Genomic DNA, 16,779 nt, shown 5'->3' on the forward strand with positions numbered 1-16,779 from the left:
TTTTAGGATGTTTGACACAATAGTGAGTGTAATTGAAGTAATATTGCCTTAGAGAAAATTTATGTTTGCAATTCGGTTAGTGAGCCTTGTTAGGTCGATTCTTTTTTGAGCCGTAATCGAAACTTTTATTATCAATTTATTTTTAGAGCTTCAACAGAAAGAAAGTAGAATATGAAATTAAAATTATTATACATATTTTTATTATTAAGTTATTTAGGTATAGCAAAGTCTATAAAAGAAGAAAAAAAGGGTTCAAATTTTGAATTAACTAGCTTTACAAAAACGAATAATAAAAAAGCACTTTCAAAATATAATTATTTGAATGCTTACAGAATTAATGTCGGACTTTATTATGAAAGTGAGCTAACTCCAATTACCCCAGATACCAACAACATTTTGTATGTCAATAAAAACGTAAGTGGTGGCGATGGTTCGGGTGACTCTTGGGCGAATGCCGTACCCGAGCTTGCCGATGCTTTGCTATGGGCAAGAACCCAGCATGATGCAGACAATAATTGGTTACAAAATGATAGCTTACAGGTTTTTGTTGCCAAAGGAGTTTACAAGCCTTTATATAATGCGGCCGACGGGAACTATACCACCAACGGCAACCGCGATAACGCTTTTGTAATGGTGAATAACGTACAATTGTACGGAGGTTTTGCTGGGAGTGAAGTCAATCTTAGCGATCGTGATCTTAGTCTTGCCGGAAACGCTACAATTTTAAGTGGTGATATAGGGGGGCTTAATGATCTTAGTGATAATGTATATCACGTGGTAGTGGATGCCGGTAATGTGGGTGCAGCCCTGCTAGACGGTTTTACCATCACCGGCGGAAATGCTAATGATAATGTTAGTAGTATAGCTGTCAACGCAAATAGTATCAGAAGAGATTATGGTGGCGGGATGTATAATGCTTTTTCTTCTTCTTCAAGTTTAACCAATGTAACCATCACCGGAAACACAGCAGCAGGTTATGGTGGCGGGATGTATAATGCTTCTTCTTCACCAAATTTAACCAATATAACCATCACCGGAAATACAGCAAATTATGGCGGCGGGATATATAATAGTCAATATTCCTCTCTGAGCTTAACCAATGTGGCGATTGTTGGAAATACAGCAAATTATGGCGGCGGAATATATAATTATTTTTATTCCTCTTCCAGCTTAACCAATGTAACCATCGTAGGAAACACAGCGAATTCTGGCGATGGGATACATAATGAATATGAGTCTTCGCTAACGATAAATAACAGTATTGTTTGGGGAACGATATTTAACATAGGTCTTCTTTACACACCAAATTATTCTTTAATACAAGACAACACTAATACCGCTAACGGCAATATCGATGCTACAGGGCTTACAGCCGAAGACATTTTTACAGACCCTGCTAACGGAGATTATACTTTAAAACTGAGTAGTCCTGCGATTAACGCCGGTAGCAATACATTATATACCGATGTCGGGGGAGACCTAAATAACGATACAGATTTAACCGGCAACCCGCGTTTGTTTGGTAACACCATAGATATTGGTGCTTACGAGTATGATGGAGTATTGGCAGATTTTACAATTTCAGGAGGATATTGTATTGGTAATGTAGTTACTTTTACAGACAATTCTTCGTCTCCTAATGGAGCTATTGTAAGTTGGGAATGGGATTTTGGAGATGGCACAACTTCTACCGAACAAAGCCCAACTCATAGTTACGCTGACTTAGGTAACTTTACAATATCATTAAAAGTAACTGATGTCATTGGAGAAACAAATTCTATAACAAAATCCTTTAATGTACAATCACCAAAAGCTAGGTTTGTTGCTAACCCTACAAGAGGGCAAGCAACACCACATACTGTATTCTTTACAGATCAATCAACGTTGCCAGATTTATGGTTTTGGGAATTTGGTAATGGAAATACTTCAACAGCTCAAAACCCAATACATACATATACTGCTGCAGGAGATTATACGGTAAATCTTACAGTAAGAGATACCATAAATGGGTGTGTTGACAAAGCAACAAGTTTAATAAAAATAGTAATTCCAAAAGCACAATTTAGTGTAGATGATACTTTGGGTTGTGGTCCCTTTACGGTAAACTTTACAGATGAATCTACAATAGAAGGAAATGATACGGTGGGAGAATGGTTATGGAATTTTGGGGATGGTAATACTTCTACCGAACAAAACCCTACTCATACCTACGAATCAGTAGGAGTATATAATGTAAGTTTAACTATAAAAACTGCTATAACAGGATTTACAAGAACAGAAACTAAAGCAAGTTTTATACAAGTTATAGGTCTCACTCCTGATTTTTCTTCAGATATAACAACTGGCTGTGCACCTTTAACAGTTAGTTTTACTGATAATACTGTTTTTTATGGTCCATCATCCGATTGGTTTTGGGATTTTGGAGACGGTAATACGAGTAATGCAACAAGCCCTAAACATACATATACAACAGCAGGTGTTTTTGATGTGAGTTTAACAGTTACTGATATTGACGGATGTAGTAAAACAATTATTAAAAAAGCATATATAAACACTACAGAAACTATAGCACCTACGGTCTTAATCCAGAATATAACAGTATCGTTAGATGCTTCAGGAGTTGCAACGATAACTGCTGCTGATATAGATAATGGCTCTTATGATAATTGTGAGGTGTCCTCCATTAGTTTAGATAAGACTTCTTTTTATTGCTCAGATGTTGGGGATAATACGCTAACATTAACAGTAACAGACACAAGTGGTAATAATAACACAGCTACGGCTATAGTAACCGTAGAAGATGTAACTCCACCCGAGGCGATTTGTCAAGATATCACAGTGCCGTTAGACGCTTCAGGATTTGTAACTATTACAGCTGCTGATATTAATAATGGTAGTAACGATACTTGTGGAATAGCTTTAATGAGTTTAGACAAAACAACGTTCGATTGTACCAATGTAGGCGTAAATAATGTAATCTTAACTGTTGAAGATACCAATGGAAATACCAATACATGTGCGGCTAATGTAATCGTAGAAGATGTAACTCCACCCGAGGCAATTTGTCAAGATATTACGGTACAATTAGACGCTTCAGGAATTGCAACAATAACGGCTGCTGATATTGATAATGGTAGTACAGACACTTGCGGGATAGCTTCAATGAGTTTAGATAAAACAACTTTTGATTGTAGTAGTGTAGGAATAAATATAGTAACCTTAACTGTTGAAGATACCAATGGAAATACTAATAGTTGCGCAGCAACAGTAACCATAGAAGATGTAACTCCACCCGAGGCAATTTGTCAAGATATCACAGTGCCGTTAGACGCTTCAGGATTTGTAACTATTACAGCTACTGATATTAATAATGGTAGTTCAGATGCTTGTGGAATAGCTTCAATAAGTATAGACAAAACAACTTTTGATTCTACTAATGTGGGAATTAATACGGTAGCCTTAACTGTTGAAGATACCAATGGAAATACTAATACATGTACAGCCAATATAACCGTAGAAGATGTTACCCCGCCAATGGCTATAACAAAAGATATTGTAGTTAGCCTAGATAGTAATGGAAATGCAATTATTAATCCTGAAGATATAGATGATGGATCTTATGATGCATCTGGAATAGCAAGTATGAGCTTAAGTCAAACAAATTTTAACTGTCCTAACTTAACAGACTATACGGTTGCTCTAACAGTTATTGACTCCAATGGTTTGTCGAGTTCTGAAGAAGCTGTTGTAACTTTTATATCAGATGATTTAGATAATGACTCGATAGCAGATGTATGTGATAATGATATAGATGGTGATGAAGTATTAAATATAAATGATAATTGTCCAAGAATGTCAAACCCTGATCAAAAGGATTTGGGTAATAATGGAATAGGTGATATATGTGACTCATCAGAATTGTCAGTATATAATGGATTTTCTCCTAATGGTGATGGAGTAAATGATGTATTTGTGGTAGAAGGTTTACATAACTACCCAAACAATAAATTAGAAATCTATAATAGATGGGGAAACAGAGTTTACCATTCTTATAATTATCAAAACGATTGGAATGGTATAAGTAAAAACCAAGGAAAAAAATTACCTGCAGGGGTCTATTTTTATATGCTTACAATAGAAGAAAATTCAAGAAACTTAAAAGGTTGGGTTTATATTATCTATTAATTATCATAAAGTAGTTAGAAAATAACTAGTGAAACAAAAAACACCTTATTTAAATAAGGTGTTTTTTAGTTATATAACCTATTTGATATAATGGTGAGTATGGTTGACACAATATTGATGATGATATTGTTAATATTTGTAAAATGAGGTTTTATCAATTTCTTTTTGGTAACACCTAGTATAAAATTTAATCAATTAACACATAACTTAAAAACAGAAAAAAATGAGATTTAAAAATGTATTAACAGGAGCAAACATTAGAGTAGGGTTCTATAAAACTACAGATGGAAAACCATATTTAGGTACAATCCCAGGAATGGAGATTGATATAAATGAGGGAAATATAGGAGAGCTTAGAGATGATTCTTATCCAACGGTTAAAGTTAGAGTTTGGAAAAAAGAAGGTATAGGGCTTCCTGTAATTATAGAACCAGGTACTATTTACAATATGACAGATGATTTTTATGTGAATTGGAGCAGTGATAAAGGACACTTTTTACAAAAGGTTGAATTAAAACCAACAAGAGAAAAAATAGAAGAAGAGAATGTGAGAGTGTATTACTTTTTTGATTTAAGAAATTTTAATGAAACTGTAAAAAGGACTATTAAAACAACATTTCAAACAGCTTTTTCACAATCGTCTTCTTTTTCAAAATCACATAGCGAAAGCTCTGAGTTTAGCATAAATGGAAAAATTGGAGGCTGGATTGGAGGAAAAGATGATCCAGCAGGAGGAAGTGCTGAAGTTTCTGCAGGATTTAAGTCAAAAATAGAGGACTCATTTACTCAGAAGTATGAAAATTCAATAACTAGAATTTGGAGCCAGTCTATAGAAGATGAATACACTCTAAAGCCAGGAAATATCTATGCACTAACCAGTGTTTGGAATATTAAGTATGCAACAGGAGTAATAGAATACTTTAATGAAAAAACAAGCTATAAAATTCTTGATTCTTCTGAAAGTAAATTAACAGAACCAGTAGTATACGATAATGTATCTCAAATGGATGATAAAACAAGAAAAATGTATGAAGAGCAATTAAAACTTAATACCGTTTTATAATAATGCGGTATGTAAATAATAGAGTAATAAAAAAAGGGAGCTAATTAGCTCCCTTTTTTTATTACTCTATTATTCTTCTTCGTCATTCTCAACGATTTCAAAAAAGCTAAAAACATTACCCCCGTAACGTTTTTCATAGCTATAAAAAGGGTGTTGAGATAAGTCTGTATGTTTAGAGTGTTCAATAATTAAAAGACCATCTTCATTTAATAAACCGCGATCAAAAATAATATCAGCAATTTTTAAAAACTGACTTTCTTCAAAGTCATAAGGAGGATCAGCAAAAATAACATCTGTTTTAAGAGGTGTTTTTTCTAAAAACTTATATACGTCACTTTTGTAGCTAGTAATATTCATATCTAACTCCTTTGAAGTTTGATTAATAAACTTTATACAAGCAAAATGAGCATCAACAGCATATATAGTTTCTGTACCTCTAGAAGCAAATTCGTAACTGATATTTCCAGTTCCTGCAAATAAATCTAATACTGAAATGTTTTCAAAGTAATAGAAGTTATTTAAAATATTAAATAAAGACTCCTTTGCCATATCAGTTGTAGGACGTACAGGTAAGTTTTTAGGAGCTGTAATTCTTTTACTTTTATATTTTCCAGAAATAATTCGCATTAGGCTATAAGTATAAAATTAGAATGGTTCGAAAAGTCTTCACTATCTGCAAAAAAGCTATTTACAGGATTCATAAAATGAATATTTCGAACATATGTGTAAGTAATAGAGTATGTATCTGATTCTTTTTCAATATCACCAATAAAAGTTAATTGAAAGGTATTAGGATCCATTTGTAACTGTTCAGCAGTAAAAAGAATATAATAGATAAAATCTTCTTTTGTATTGTAAGAAAATGAGTTGTAAAATAATAGTTTACCTTCTTTGCAAACGACAATATCTAAATGAGAAGAAGAAACATGTACAAAAAATTGTTCTTCAGAATCGTTTTCAGAATAAGTAAGTAGTTTATCAATTAAAACTGTTGAATGGTGTTTATACTCAAATTCACCAAAGTTTTGAAAAAGATAATTGTTAATGTTTACATAAGGTATATAAACCGTATTAGCAGCTATAACATTATGTAAATCATAAGTAATAAAATCTGTTTTTAGTGTTTTTACATCATATTTTAAATAAGGAGCTAAGTTATTTCTATCAAAAAGCTTATTAGGAACTAACGTCGCCAAATTATTTTGATGAATAGCAAAAACAGATGTAAAATCTTGTTGTAAATCTTTGTCAGTGTCAAAAACACGAATAATTCTTTCTAGTAAAAGTTCAGGAGAAGGAGTAGTACTAGAAAAGGTATACTCAGTAAAAAGAAGAGGTTCTTTAGTATCTGAGTTTGAAATACAAAAAGAAAATCCATCCAAACTAAATTGGATGGATAGACTTTTATGCTGCGCAAAAGCGCTATTTTTTTTACTCTTTTTTTGCAATTGCTTCACCTTTATCGTAATAAGGAGGCCAGTTACCACCTACAGTTACTTCAGTTAAAGAACCAACAGAAACAAATTCACCTTTAATTTGATCTGTCTCAATAGCTTCTAATTCTTGTTTTATTAAAGAAGGATTCATTCCTGTTAAAATAGGCTTCTTAGAAACTTTAGCTTCAAAAACAGGAACTTCTAAACCAGCAACTTTTTCAACTCTACCAGTAGCTAATTCAAATTGCTCTGTTGTACCAGGAACATCAAACATAGTAGCATACTCTTTACCTTCAAAATATTTTAAAACAGGTTCGTATCCTACAGTATCAATAACTTTAACAGATATGTCTTTAGTAATACCACCACCTAATTCAATTGTTTTCTCAACGTTTTTAGTTTCGGTAATAGCTAATTGACCGTTCTTAATAAAGGTAAGTAAAGTGTCTTTATTGTTAGTATATGTTCCGTAAACTTCTTTATATTTTACTTCAGCGTCTCGAATCAACTTTAAATTCTTAATAACCTTAGCATAACGTACTCTCTTGTCTTTGTTAAAATTGATAGGCTCCATAACACCATTATAAATTTTATATACTAAAAAGACAGTTGCTCCTAATAATAATATTGAGACTAACCATCTCATTTTTAGAGGAACAAACTTAACAACAAGTAATGCTAAAAGAACTGCAACTACAACAGCTGCTAAAATCATTAATAATAAACTCATTTTTTTAATTTTTAATGTATGATATTCGCAAATCTACAATTTTTTTTCAATGATGAAAATAATTAATTTATAAATAGACTTATCTTTGAATATTATTTGATATATGATACAAACTGCTTCGAAATTTTATAAAGAAATACTACAAAAGTTCCCATACACACCTACAGAAAAGCAAAATGAGTTATTAGATGTATTAACAGACTTTATTTTTTCGGATGATAATCGCGCTTTATTTTTGTTAAAAGGGTATGCAGGAACAGGAAAAACAACCATAATAAGTACTGTTGTTCATAATTTATGGAAGATAGGACAAAAAGCAGTTTTACTAGCACCTACAGGACGTGCAGCGAAGGTGATTTCAGGATATTCTAATCGACAAGCATTTACTATTCATAAAAAAATATACTTTCCTAAAAAACAAAGTAGTGGTGCAGTAAACTTTGTAATGCAACCCAATAAGCATACCGATACCCTTTTCATTGTTGATGAAGCTTCTATGATTTCTGATGAAAAACAGAACGCTAAATTATTTGAAAACGGTTCTTTATTGGATGATTTAATATCGTATGTATACTCAGGAAAAAATTGTAAAATTATTTTTATTGGTGATACTGCGCAGCTACCACCAGTAAAATTGACGATGAGTCCAGCTTTGGAAGCGGATAAGCTCTCTTTTGAATTTAACAAAGAAGTTACAGAAATTGAGTTAGATGAAGTGGTTCGACAAGAAGAAGGTTCTGGAATTTTAGCCAATGCAACCGATTTACGCTTATTAATTCAGAACGATTCAACACATTTTCAGTTTGATGTAAATTACCCAGATATTATTCGATTACAAGACGGATATGATATTCAAGACGCAATAACTACTGCTTATGATGGTGAAATAGGTGTAGAGGATACAGCAATAATTGTGCGCTCAAATAAACGAGCAAATCAGTACAATCAACAGATAAGAACTAAAATTCGCGGACAAGAAAACGAAATTTCTACGGGAGATTATGTAATGGTGGTGAAAAATAACTACTACTGGTTAAAAGACTCTTCTTCAGCAGGATTTATTGCTAATGGTGATATTTGTGAGGTGATGCGTATTAATGCAATTAAAGAGTTATACGGATTCAAGTTTGCCGAAGTGGAAGTTCGCATGATTGATTATCCAGATATGAAACCTTTTGAAACTGTTTTACTCTTAGATACTCTTACAAGTGAAAGCCCGTCATTAACATATGAAGAGTCAAACCGTTTGTATGAAGCTGTAAAGGAGGATTTTGCGCATGAAAAATCTAAATACAAGCAATTTATGGGAGTGAAGAAAAATAAGTATTTCAACGCACTTCAGGTGAAATTTTCATACGCAATGACTTGTCATAAATCACAAGGGGGACAATGGAAGACTGTTTTCATAGAGCAACCATACTTACCAGACGGTGCATCAGTAGAATATTTACGTTGGTTATATACGGCTGTTACACGTGCACAAGAAAAATTGTATTTAATAGGTTTTAAAGACGAGTATTTTTTAGATTAAAAAGCTATATTCGCGTCAATTTAAAATTTAAAACTATGAAAATGTATTTTACAAAAACAAAAATTGCATTAATTTTTTCCTTAATACTATTGTCTTTTTCTTCATGCAGTGACGGTGACCATTTAACGTCTAGCAAACCATTTATAGAAGTAAACTGGAATACTATAGGAAGTTCATTGGGGGTTCAATCAAATGAGTTTGGTGAAGGAGGAAAATTGACTTTAGAGTTGTATATGAATGGTCAATTAAAAGATTCAGAAATATTAACAACAGGAGGTGAAGGAGGAGATTACTATTATGAAAACTTATACTTAGACAACACTGTAAGTTTTCCTATTACTATATATCTAACAGTTAAAGGTGGAGGAAGTAAAACTAAAAGTAATGAAGTTGTTATCGAAGACCCTATTTTAGGTAAAAGATTCTTAATAGATTTAAAAAAATATGATAAGTTAGAAGATAAAGACATACCGATAAATCTTACAAGTTGTCAAAAATTGAGTGCAATTGAGTTTTTACCTAATAATAATGTCAATGCAAGTTGGTTTAATACTAACGATTCAACAGGTAAATGTGAGGAAGAGTTAGAAGCGTTTCAATGGGAAAGAGTAGGTATTAATAAATATAAGTTTATTTTTGATCAAAATTCTTATTTAATAGATATGGGGTTTGGATATCAAGGTGAATCCATTGAGTTTGAAAACATTGGAGATAGATACAATATAACATATTACTACGGACAGTAGAGTGTAGAGTTATGTAAAAAACGAACTTGATATCAAGTTCGTTTTTTTTTAAGTATAAAATTTATTATTCAATATGTTAGCATTTTGTTAATGTACTTCATACTCAAGTTAAAAAAGTTACATTTGTGTATTATACAAACTATTAAAAATGCACAAAAAAGTACTTTTATTACTGTCTTTTTTATTGATTTCACTAACAATAAATGCACAAAAACCACAAAAACTTACTTCAAACCAAATTTACGAGAAAGTTCAAAAACTAAACTTTTTAGGCTCTGCATTGTATATTGCTGCACATCCAGATGATGAAAATACACGTTTAATTGCTTATTTATCTAATCATGAAAAGGCAAGAACAGGATATTTGTCATTAACGCGTGGTGATGGTGGTCAAAATTTAATAGGTTCTGAAATGCGAGAACTATTAGGAGTTATTCGTACACAGGAGTTACTAGCTGCAAGAGGAGTAGATGGAGGAGAACAACGTTTTTCTAGAGCTAATGATTTTGGATATTCAAAACACCCTGATGAAACGTTAAAAATTTGGGATAAGGATAAAGTATTAGCCGATGTAGTTTGGGCAATACGTACTTTCAAGCCGGATGTAATCATTAATCGTTTTAATCACAGAACACCAGGAACTACACATGGTCATCATACTTCATCGGCAATGTTAAGTGTGGAAGCTTTTGATTTGGCTAATGACAAAACAAAATATCCTGAGCAATTAGAATATACCAATACATGGAAACCAAACAGGTTGTTTTTTAATACTTCTTGGTGGTTTTACGGTAGTCAAGAGAAGTTTGCAAAAGCAGACAAAAGTAAAATGTTAAGTTTTGATATTGGAACGTATTATCCTTTAAAAGGGTTGTCAAACAATGAATTAGCATCTATTGCAAGTAGTCAACATTTATGCCAAGGCTTTGGTAGATTAACTACTAGAGGAACTCAAACAGAATATGTAGAGTTCTTAAAAGGAGATTTTCCTAAAGACAAAAAAGATATTTTTTCAGGAATCAATACCACATGGAATAGAGTAGAAGGTGGAGGAGAAATAGGAGATATTTTATATGATGTTGAACAAAATTTTGATTTTGTAAATCCGTCAAAACACCTTCCAGATTTGTTAAAAGCATATCAAAAAGTTCAAAAACTAAAAGACGAACACTGGAAAACAATTAAAACCAAAGAACTAAAGAAAATCATTGAAGCCTGTGCAGGTTTGTACTTGGAAGCTTCAGCAGAAAGTTCTAGTGCAACACAAAGTAGTTCAGTAAATGTTGATTTTGAAGTGTTAAATAGGAGTGGAGTTTCAATGGAGTTATCTTCAATAAAAGTACTTCCAGAGAATAAAAAAATAATGAAAGACTTAGATTTAGCGAATAACGAAAAGAAAACGTTTACAGAAACTATTTCAATATCTGAGATAACGTATTCATCACCGTATTGGCTGCAAAAACCATGGAGTTTAGGAATGTATACGGTAGAAAATCAACAATTAAGAGGGAAACCAGAAACACCTAGACCAATTCAAGTAGAATTCAATTTGATGATAGAAAATCAATCTATTTCTTTTATAAAGCCAGTAGTATATCGTTATTCAAAAAGAGATAAAGGGGAAATTTATGAGCCTTTTGAGGTATTACCTAAAGTAACAACAAAATTACTGAACAAAGTACTAATCTTCTCTTCAGAAAAATCTCAAAAGGTGACTGTAGAAGTTCGTTCAGGAGCAAAAAATACTAGCGGAATTGTAGAGCTGAATGCACCTAAAGGATGGGAAGTTACACCAAAAGAAGTAAAGTTCTCCATAGCTCAAAAAGGGGATATTCAATTGATTGACTTTATGGTTACTCCAACACAGAAAGAATCAGAAGGAGTATTAAAAGCTATAGCAAAAGTTGAAGAAAAAAATTATGATAAAGAATTGATAGAAATCAATTACAATCATATCCCTAAGCAGTCAGTATTATTACCATCACAAGCTAAAGTTGTGCGTATGAATATAAAAAAGAATGGTACTAGAATAGGGTATATACAAGGTTCTGGAGATGCTATTCCAGAAAGCTTACAACAAATTGGTTACGAAGTAACAGAGTTAAATGTAAATGAGATTAATGGCAATTTAGAGCAATTTGATGCAGTTGTTGTTGGTATTAGAGCATACAACACTATAAAAGAGTTACAGTTTAAACAAAAACATTTGTTAGAGTATGTAAAAAATGGAGGAAACGTAATCGTACAATACAATACTAATAGAGGAGTAGATGTACAAGCTCCGTACAATTTACAGTTATCTCGTGATAGAGTTACAGATGAAAATGCAAACGTAACATTCTTAGCTAAAGAACATTCTATTTTAAATTACCCAAACAAAATCACTGAAGCTGATTTTGATGGTTGGGTACAAGAACGTGGACTATACTTTCCAAACAAATGGAGTAAAGAATACACGCCTATTTTATCAATGCATGATAAAGGAGAGTCAGCTAAAGATGGAAGTTTACTTGTAGCGAAATATGGAAAAGGAAACTATATCTACACAGGGTTGAGTTTCTTTAGAGAGCTTCCTGCAGGAGTTTCAGGAGCTTATAAGCTTTTTGCTAATTTATTGTCAGTTAAAGAAAATAAAACTGATGAGAATTAAATTTATTACAGCTTTAGTGTTGGTAATATTAGTTGGTTGTAAAACCAAAAATGAGAATCCTGTCAAAAAAAAATATAACCAGGAGTTGGTTGATGAACTAGCAAGTATGGTTGAAATAGACCAAGTTGCAGCTGGGATTCCTTCTGGAAAACACAAAGAATTAACTAAAGAAGAATGGAAGTCATTTAAAGACAGTGTTTTTGCTATAACTCATAAGAAAGTTTTAGAAATTTTTAAAGAGTATGGTTTTGTAGGTTTTGATATAGCAGGAGAAGAAGGTTCTAGAAATTTTTGGCTTGTTGTACAACATTTGGATACTAAACCAGAATTTCAAGAAGAAGTTTTAAAGAAGATGAAAATAGAGATAGAGAATATGAATGCTAGCCCTGAAAACTATGCCTATTTGCTAGATAGAGTACAATTGAATATGGGAGAAAAGCAAGTTTACGGAACTCAAGTGTTGTATAATTGGAAAGTTTGTCAAGCATATCCAAAACCATTAATAGATAGTATAAACGTAAACAAGCGTAGAAACGAAATAGGTATGAAAGCTCTTGAAGTGTATTTAAACGAAATGTCTAAAATGCACTTTGAAATAAATAAAGAAGTCTTTTCAAAAGTTAATATAACCGAACCTAAACTGTATGAATTAGAGAATTAGGTTTATTTAAAATATTAATAAAAATAGATTTCTAAGTAAGTACAAACTAAACGAAAAGTAATCTTTTGTGATTGAGATAACTTTAATTACTTTTGACGCCAAATATTAAAAAAATTATATGAAAAGACTACTACTTTTTACGCTAGTCCTTTTTGGCGTATATGTAAATGCTCAAGAAATTTCTCAAAGTGATAAAGATGCTTTAATAGCGCTTTATAATGCTACAGATGGAGCAAATTGGACAAACAAATGGGATTTGAATGACTCTCCACAGAATTGGTATGGAGTAACTATAGATGTTTTAGGTAATGTTATAGAAATAGATCTTTACAGAAATAATTTAAATGGAACAATCCCGGTTGATGTAGGAAAATTAACTAACTTAAAAAAACTTTTTTTAAGTGGCATAAAAGGAAACATACCTGTTGAAATTATGGACCTAATTAACTTAGAAAGTCTTTTGTTAATGGGGAATTTTACTGAAACTATGGAAGGATTGACAGGAACTATTCCTGTAGAAATAGGTAACCTAACTAAGTTAAAATATCTGAACTTATCATGGAATCAATTGACAGGAGAAATACCTTTTCAAATAGGTGCCCTAGCTAATTTAACAATTTTAAATTTAAGAGAAAATCAGTTAACAGGCTCTATTCCTTCAGAAATAGGAAATCTAACTAAATTAAGCGATTTGGGTTTAAGTAGAAATCAATTAACAGGGACTATTCCTCCAGTAATAGGAAACCTAACTAATTTAAAATACTTAACTCTATCTGATAATCAGTTTACAGGAGAGATTCCTATTGAGGTATTTAGTCTTAGTAGCTTAGAGAAGCTGTTTTTAGGAGGAAACCAGTTAACAGGAACGATATCTTCTCAAATAGGTGATTTGACTAACCTAAAAGAATTATTTCTGCCAGGTAATAAGTTTACTGGTGGGATCCCAACTCAAATAGGAAAATTAATAAATTTAGAAACCTTGTACTTAGTCAAATGTCAATTGACAGGAACTTTGCCTTCTGAGATAGGAGACTTAACTAAGTTGAAAAATTTACAGTTAGATCATAACCAATTTACAGGAAAAATTCCTGTTGAAATAGGAAGCCTAACTAATTTAAATACCTTAACCGTAGAAGGTAATCAATTGTCAGGAGAGATTCCTCCTGAATTAGGTGATTTAACTAACTTATCGTATTTAAACTTGAGTAATAACGAGTTAACCGGTTCTATTCCTTCACAAATAGGAAGATTACTTAATTTGGGACATTTAATTTTAAAGTATAATAATTTAACGGGATCAATACCATCAGAACTAGGTAATCTTACTAATTTAACATGGTTAGAATTAAATAATAATGGTATAACAGGGGAGATACCAACAGAAATTAGCAAACTTAATAATTTAAGGTTTTTTTTTATAAATAATAATGAATTAACGGGGATGATACCCTCAGAACTAGGTAATCTTTCAAGCTTGAGAGTAGTGTTCTTATATGATAATAAACTATCTGGTAGGATTCCCGCAACAATTAAAGAGATGCTAAATCTTGCAAACTTTAAAATAGAAAATAATAAATTTCTTTTTGAAGATTTAGAAGAAGAGCATTTATTTTTGAAAAGTAAATTAATGAATTATTATACCTATTCTTCACAAGCATCTATTGGAATAGTTGAAGAATATGCTGTAGATCAAAATGAATCTATTACGTTAACTGTCAGTGAAACCTCTAGTGATAATAATATTTATCAATGGAGATTGAATGGAGAAAATATAAAGGGAGCTATACAAAAAGCATATACTATAAATAAAGCGAATTTATCAGATATAGGTGAATACACATGTGTTGTTACTAATACTATAGTTACTGGTTTAGAATTGTTTAAAGAGCCTATTACTTTGAATGTAAATATTTTTGATACTGATAATGATGGAGTAAATAATGATGTAGATTTATGCCCTAATACTCCAACTGAAGAATCGGTAAATTCAGACGGATGTTCAGAAAGTCAGCTAGATAATGATAATGATGGAATCAATAATGATAAAGATTTATGTCCTAATACTCCAACTGGAGAATCGGTAAACTCTAATGGATGTTCCGAAAGTCAATTAGATGATGATAATGATGGAATCAATAATGATAAAGATTTATGCCCTAACACTCCAACCGGAGAATCGGTAAATGCAGACGGATGTTCGGAAAGTCAATTAGATAATGATAATGATGGCATATTCAATAATGTCGATAAATGCCCGAATACAGTAGAAGGTAGTGTTGTTGATGCTAATGGTTGTGCTCAATACCAATTAATTGATATAGCTCCTAGTGACATTCAAGTTAAGGTAAGTAGTACCACTTGTCCTGATAAAAGTAACGGTGTTGTAAATATTTCCTTTAATAAAGATTATACCTATAAAGTAATTTTGGTAGGACAAGGTGTAATAAATAAAAATTTTGATAATGTAAACTACACTTCTGGATTAGAAATTACAGGGTTACCTGTTGGAAGTTATGAAATATGTGTTACTGCGTCAGAGTTACCTAGTTTTAGCCAATGTTACAATGTAATGGTTAGCGCTCCAGCAGCCTTAAAAGTTTCTCAAACTAGTTTAAAAGGTACTTCACTTACGTATCAAGTTTCAGGAAGTGAAAATTATAAAGTAACCGTAAATAACAAAGAGTATTTGTATACTTTTAAAGATGCTGGTAAACAAGAAATAATAGTTAATCTAGATAATGGAAACAACTCTGTAGAAATAACAACAAATAAACCATGTCAAGGTATTTATAACAAGAGCGTTACAATTAAAGGTATTACATTGTATCCTATTCCAGTTACAAATTACCTAAACATTTCTGGTGTTACAGATAATTCGGCTATAGTAATCGTAAGAAGCCTTGAGGGAGCTACTGTATTATCAACTAAACTTGATGTTTATAACGGAGTAGCTAAATTGCCAATGAATACTATTGCTACAGGAATGTATCTTGTAACAGTTACTACTTCAACACAAACTGTTAATACCAAAATATTCAAAAAATGAGAAAACTAATATTTATACTATTTATACAATTAATTTTAACTTCTTGTGGAGGAGGAGGAGGAAGTGAAGATCCAGTACCATCAGAACCAGAATTAGGAGCTTTTGAGTTAGTTTTTCCTGTAAATAATACGCTTTGTACAGAAGGAACTGAAGTATCTGATACCGAAGTTTCTATTCCTTTAAAATGGAGTAATTCTACAAATGCTATATCTTATGAAGTGGTACTTACTAACACTGAAAGTGGAAATAGAATTGAAAAGATGACTAACACTAATTCTATGAGTGTTATTTTGCCAAAAGCAACAAAATTTTCTTGGAATGTAACTGCTATTTTACAAAATAAAGGAAAACAGAGTAATAGTGCTTGGAATTTTTATACAGAAGGAGTTTCTGTTTCTAATCATGCTCCATTTCCTGCGAGTATAACATTAGAAGATAATAAAGATGGTACGATTAATATCAGTTGGGAAGCATCTGATCTTGACAATGACATTTTAAAATACAAAGTATATTTAGGGGAGTCAAAAGATTCAGTTGAATTGATAAAAGAAACAGAAAGTACTTTTATTGAAAAACAAAGTATTGATTATAACACGACTTATTTTTTAATGGTTGTGGTCTTAGACAAAAATGGAAACTCATCGTCTATTTATAAGGAATTCCAGTTTAACATTTAGATAAATTGAACTTATCTTTTAAAAAAGCTAGAGTAGTTAAACTACTCTAGCTTT

11 protein-coding genes are annotated in these 16,779 nt (G+C 31.7%); 8 read left to right on the forward strand and 3 right to left on the reverse strand.

What is annotated here, in order from left to right:
- Positions 1–171: 171 nt before the first annotated feature.
- Together LCI24_RS07010 and LCI24_RS07015 are read left to right on the forward strand one after the other, a co-directional pair.
- Positions 172–4,185 carry a PKD domain-containing protein gene (locus LCI24_RS07010; RefSeq protein ID WP_274639735.1) on the forward strand — a complete coding sequence of 1,338 codons (4,014 nt, stop codon included), beginning with the start codon at positions 172–174 and terminating at the stop codon, positions 4,183–4,185.
- Positions 4,186–4,408: 223 nt separating this feature from the next.
- The gene (locus tag LCI24_RS07015; RefSeq protein WP_274639736.1) at positions 4,409–5,248 is read left to right on the forward strand and encodes a hypothetical protein; all 840 of its coding nucleotides are present in this window, start codon (positions 4,409–4,411) and stop codon (positions 5,246–5,248) included.
- Positions 5,249–5,317: 69 nt separating this feature from the next.
- Here the strand turns inward: LCI24_RS07015 and LCI24_RS07020 are convergent, their stop codons facing one another.
- Genes LCI24_RS07020 through LCI24_RS07030 form a run of 3 tightly spaced genes read right to left on the reverse strand, consistent with a single transcriptional unit; the run spans position 5,318 to position 7,414 of the window.
- The gene (locus LCI24_RS07020) at positions 5,318–5,875 is read right to left on the reverse strand and encodes an RsmD family RNA methyltransferase (RefSeq protein ID WP_274639737.1); all 558 of its coding nucleotides are present in this window, start codon (positions 5,873–5,875) and stop codon (positions 5,318–5,320) included.
- Positions 5,875–6,705 carry a DUF3822 family protein gene (locus LCI24_RS07025; protein WP_274639738.1) on the reverse strand — a complete coding sequence of 277 codons (831 nt, stop codon included), beginning with the start codon at positions 6,703–6,705 and terminating at the stop codon, positions 5,875–5,877. Before LCI24_RS07025 ends, LCI24_RS07020 begins: the two co-directional genes overlap by 1 nt.
- Positions 6,680–7,414, reverse strand: coding sequence for a hypothetical protein (locus LCI24_RS07030; RefSeq protein WP_274639739.1), 735 nt, complete (start codon positions 7,412–7,414; stop codon positions 6,680–6,682). The genes LCI24_RS07025 and LCI24_RS07030 overlap by 26 nt, the downstream gene beginning before the upstream one ends.
- A gap of 103 nt (positions 7,415–7,517) precedes the next feature.
- On the opposite strand from LCI24_RS07030, the gene LCI24_RS07035 reads away from it, so the two are divergent.
- The 6 genes from LCI24_RS07035 (at position 7,518) to LCI24_RS07060 (ending at position 16,725) form a co-directional block, all read left to right on the forward strand.
- On the forward strand, positions 7,518–8,945 hold the full coding sequence (locus LCI24_RS07035) for an ATP-dependent DNA helicase (RefSeq protein ID WP_121146711.1): 1,428 nt from the start codon (positions 7,518–7,520) through the stop codon (positions 8,943–8,945).
- Between the two features lie 41 nt (positions 8,946–8,986).
- The gene (locus tag LCI24_RS07040; RefSeq protein WP_274639740.1) at positions 8,987–9,691 is read left to right on the forward strand and encodes a hypothetical protein; all 705 of its coding nucleotides are present in this window, start codon (positions 8,987–8,989) and stop codon (positions 9,689–9,691) included.
- A gap of 148 nt (positions 9,692–9,839) precedes the next feature.
- On the forward strand, positions 9,840–12,341 hold the full coding sequence (locus LCI24_RS07045) for a PIG-L family deacetylase (protein ID WP_274639741.1): 2,502 nt from the start codon (positions 9,840–9,842) through the stop codon (positions 12,339–12,341).
- Entirely contained in the window at positions 12,331–13,002 is a 672-nt protein-coding gene (locus tag LCI24_RS07050) for a DUF6624 domain-containing protein (protein WP_274639742.1), read from the forward strand. The genes LCI24_RS07045 and LCI24_RS07050 overlap by 11 nt, the downstream gene beginning before the upstream one ends.
- Positions 13,003–13,120: 118 nt before the next feature.
- Positions 13,121–16,048: a leucine-rich repeat domain-containing protein gene (locus LCI24_RS07055; protein WP_274639743.1), complete on the forward strand. Its 2,928-nt coding sequence runs from the start codon at positions 13,121–13,123 to the stop codon at positions 16,046–16,048.
- On the forward strand, positions 16,045–16,725 hold the full coding sequence (locus tag LCI24_RS07060; RefSeq protein ID WP_274639744.1) for a fibronectin type III domain-containing protein: 681 nt from the start codon (positions 16,045–16,047) through the stop codon (positions 16,723–16,725). The genes LCI24_RS07055 and LCI24_RS07060 overlap by 4 nt, the downstream gene beginning before the upstream one ends.
- Positions 16,726–16,779 lie beyond the last annotated feature (54 nt).

Source organism: Tenacibaculum larymnensis (assembly GCF_028829235.1).
Classification (GTDB): domain Bacteria; phylum Bacteroidota; class Bacteroidia; order Flavobacteriales; family Flavobacteriaceae; genus Polaribacter; species Polaribacter larymnensis.

Excerpts from the sequence above, each read along its gene's own strand:
- LCI24_RS07030 (WP_274639739.1), bottom strand. The coding sequence starts at position 7,414 with ATGAGTTTATTATTAATGATTTTAGCAGCTGTTGTAGTTGCAGTTCTT.
- LCI24_RS07050 (WP_274639742.1), top strand. The coding sequence starts at position 12,331 with ATGAGAATTAAATTTATTACAGCTTTAGTGTTGGTAATATTAGTTGGT.
- LCI24_RS07015 (WP_274639736.1), top strand. The coding sequence starts at position 4,409 with ATGAGATTTAAAAATGTATTAACAGGAGCAAACATTAGAGTAGGGTTC.
- LCI24_RS07045 (WP_274639741.1), top strand. The coding sequence starts at position 9,840 with ATGCACAAAAAAGTACTTTTATTACTGTCTTTTTTATTGATTTCACTA.
- LCI24_RS07040 (WP_274639740.1), top strand. The coding sequence starts at position 8,987 with ATGTATTTTACAAAAACAAAAATTGCATTAATTTTTTCCTTAATACTA.
- LCI24_RS07010 (WP_274639735.1), top strand. The coding sequence starts at position 172 with ATGAAATTAAAATTATTATACATATTTTTATTATTAAGTTATTTAGGT.
- LCI24_RS07060 (WP_274639744.1), top strand. The coding sequence starts at position 16,045 with ATGAGAAAACTAATATTTATACTATTTATACAATTAATTTTAACTTCT.
- LCI24_RS07035 (WP_121146711.1), top strand. The coding sequence starts at position 7,518 with ATGATACAAACTGCTTCGAAATTTTATAAAGAAATACTACAAAAGTTC.
- LCI24_RS07055 (WP_274639743.1), top strand. The coding sequence starts at position 13,121 with ATGAAAAGACTACTACTTTTTACGCTAGTCCTTTTTGGCGTATATGTA.
- LCI24_RS07020 (WP_274639737.1), bottom strand. The coding sequence starts at position 5,875 with ATGCGAATTATTTCTGGAAAATATAAAAGTAAAAGAATTACAGCTCCT.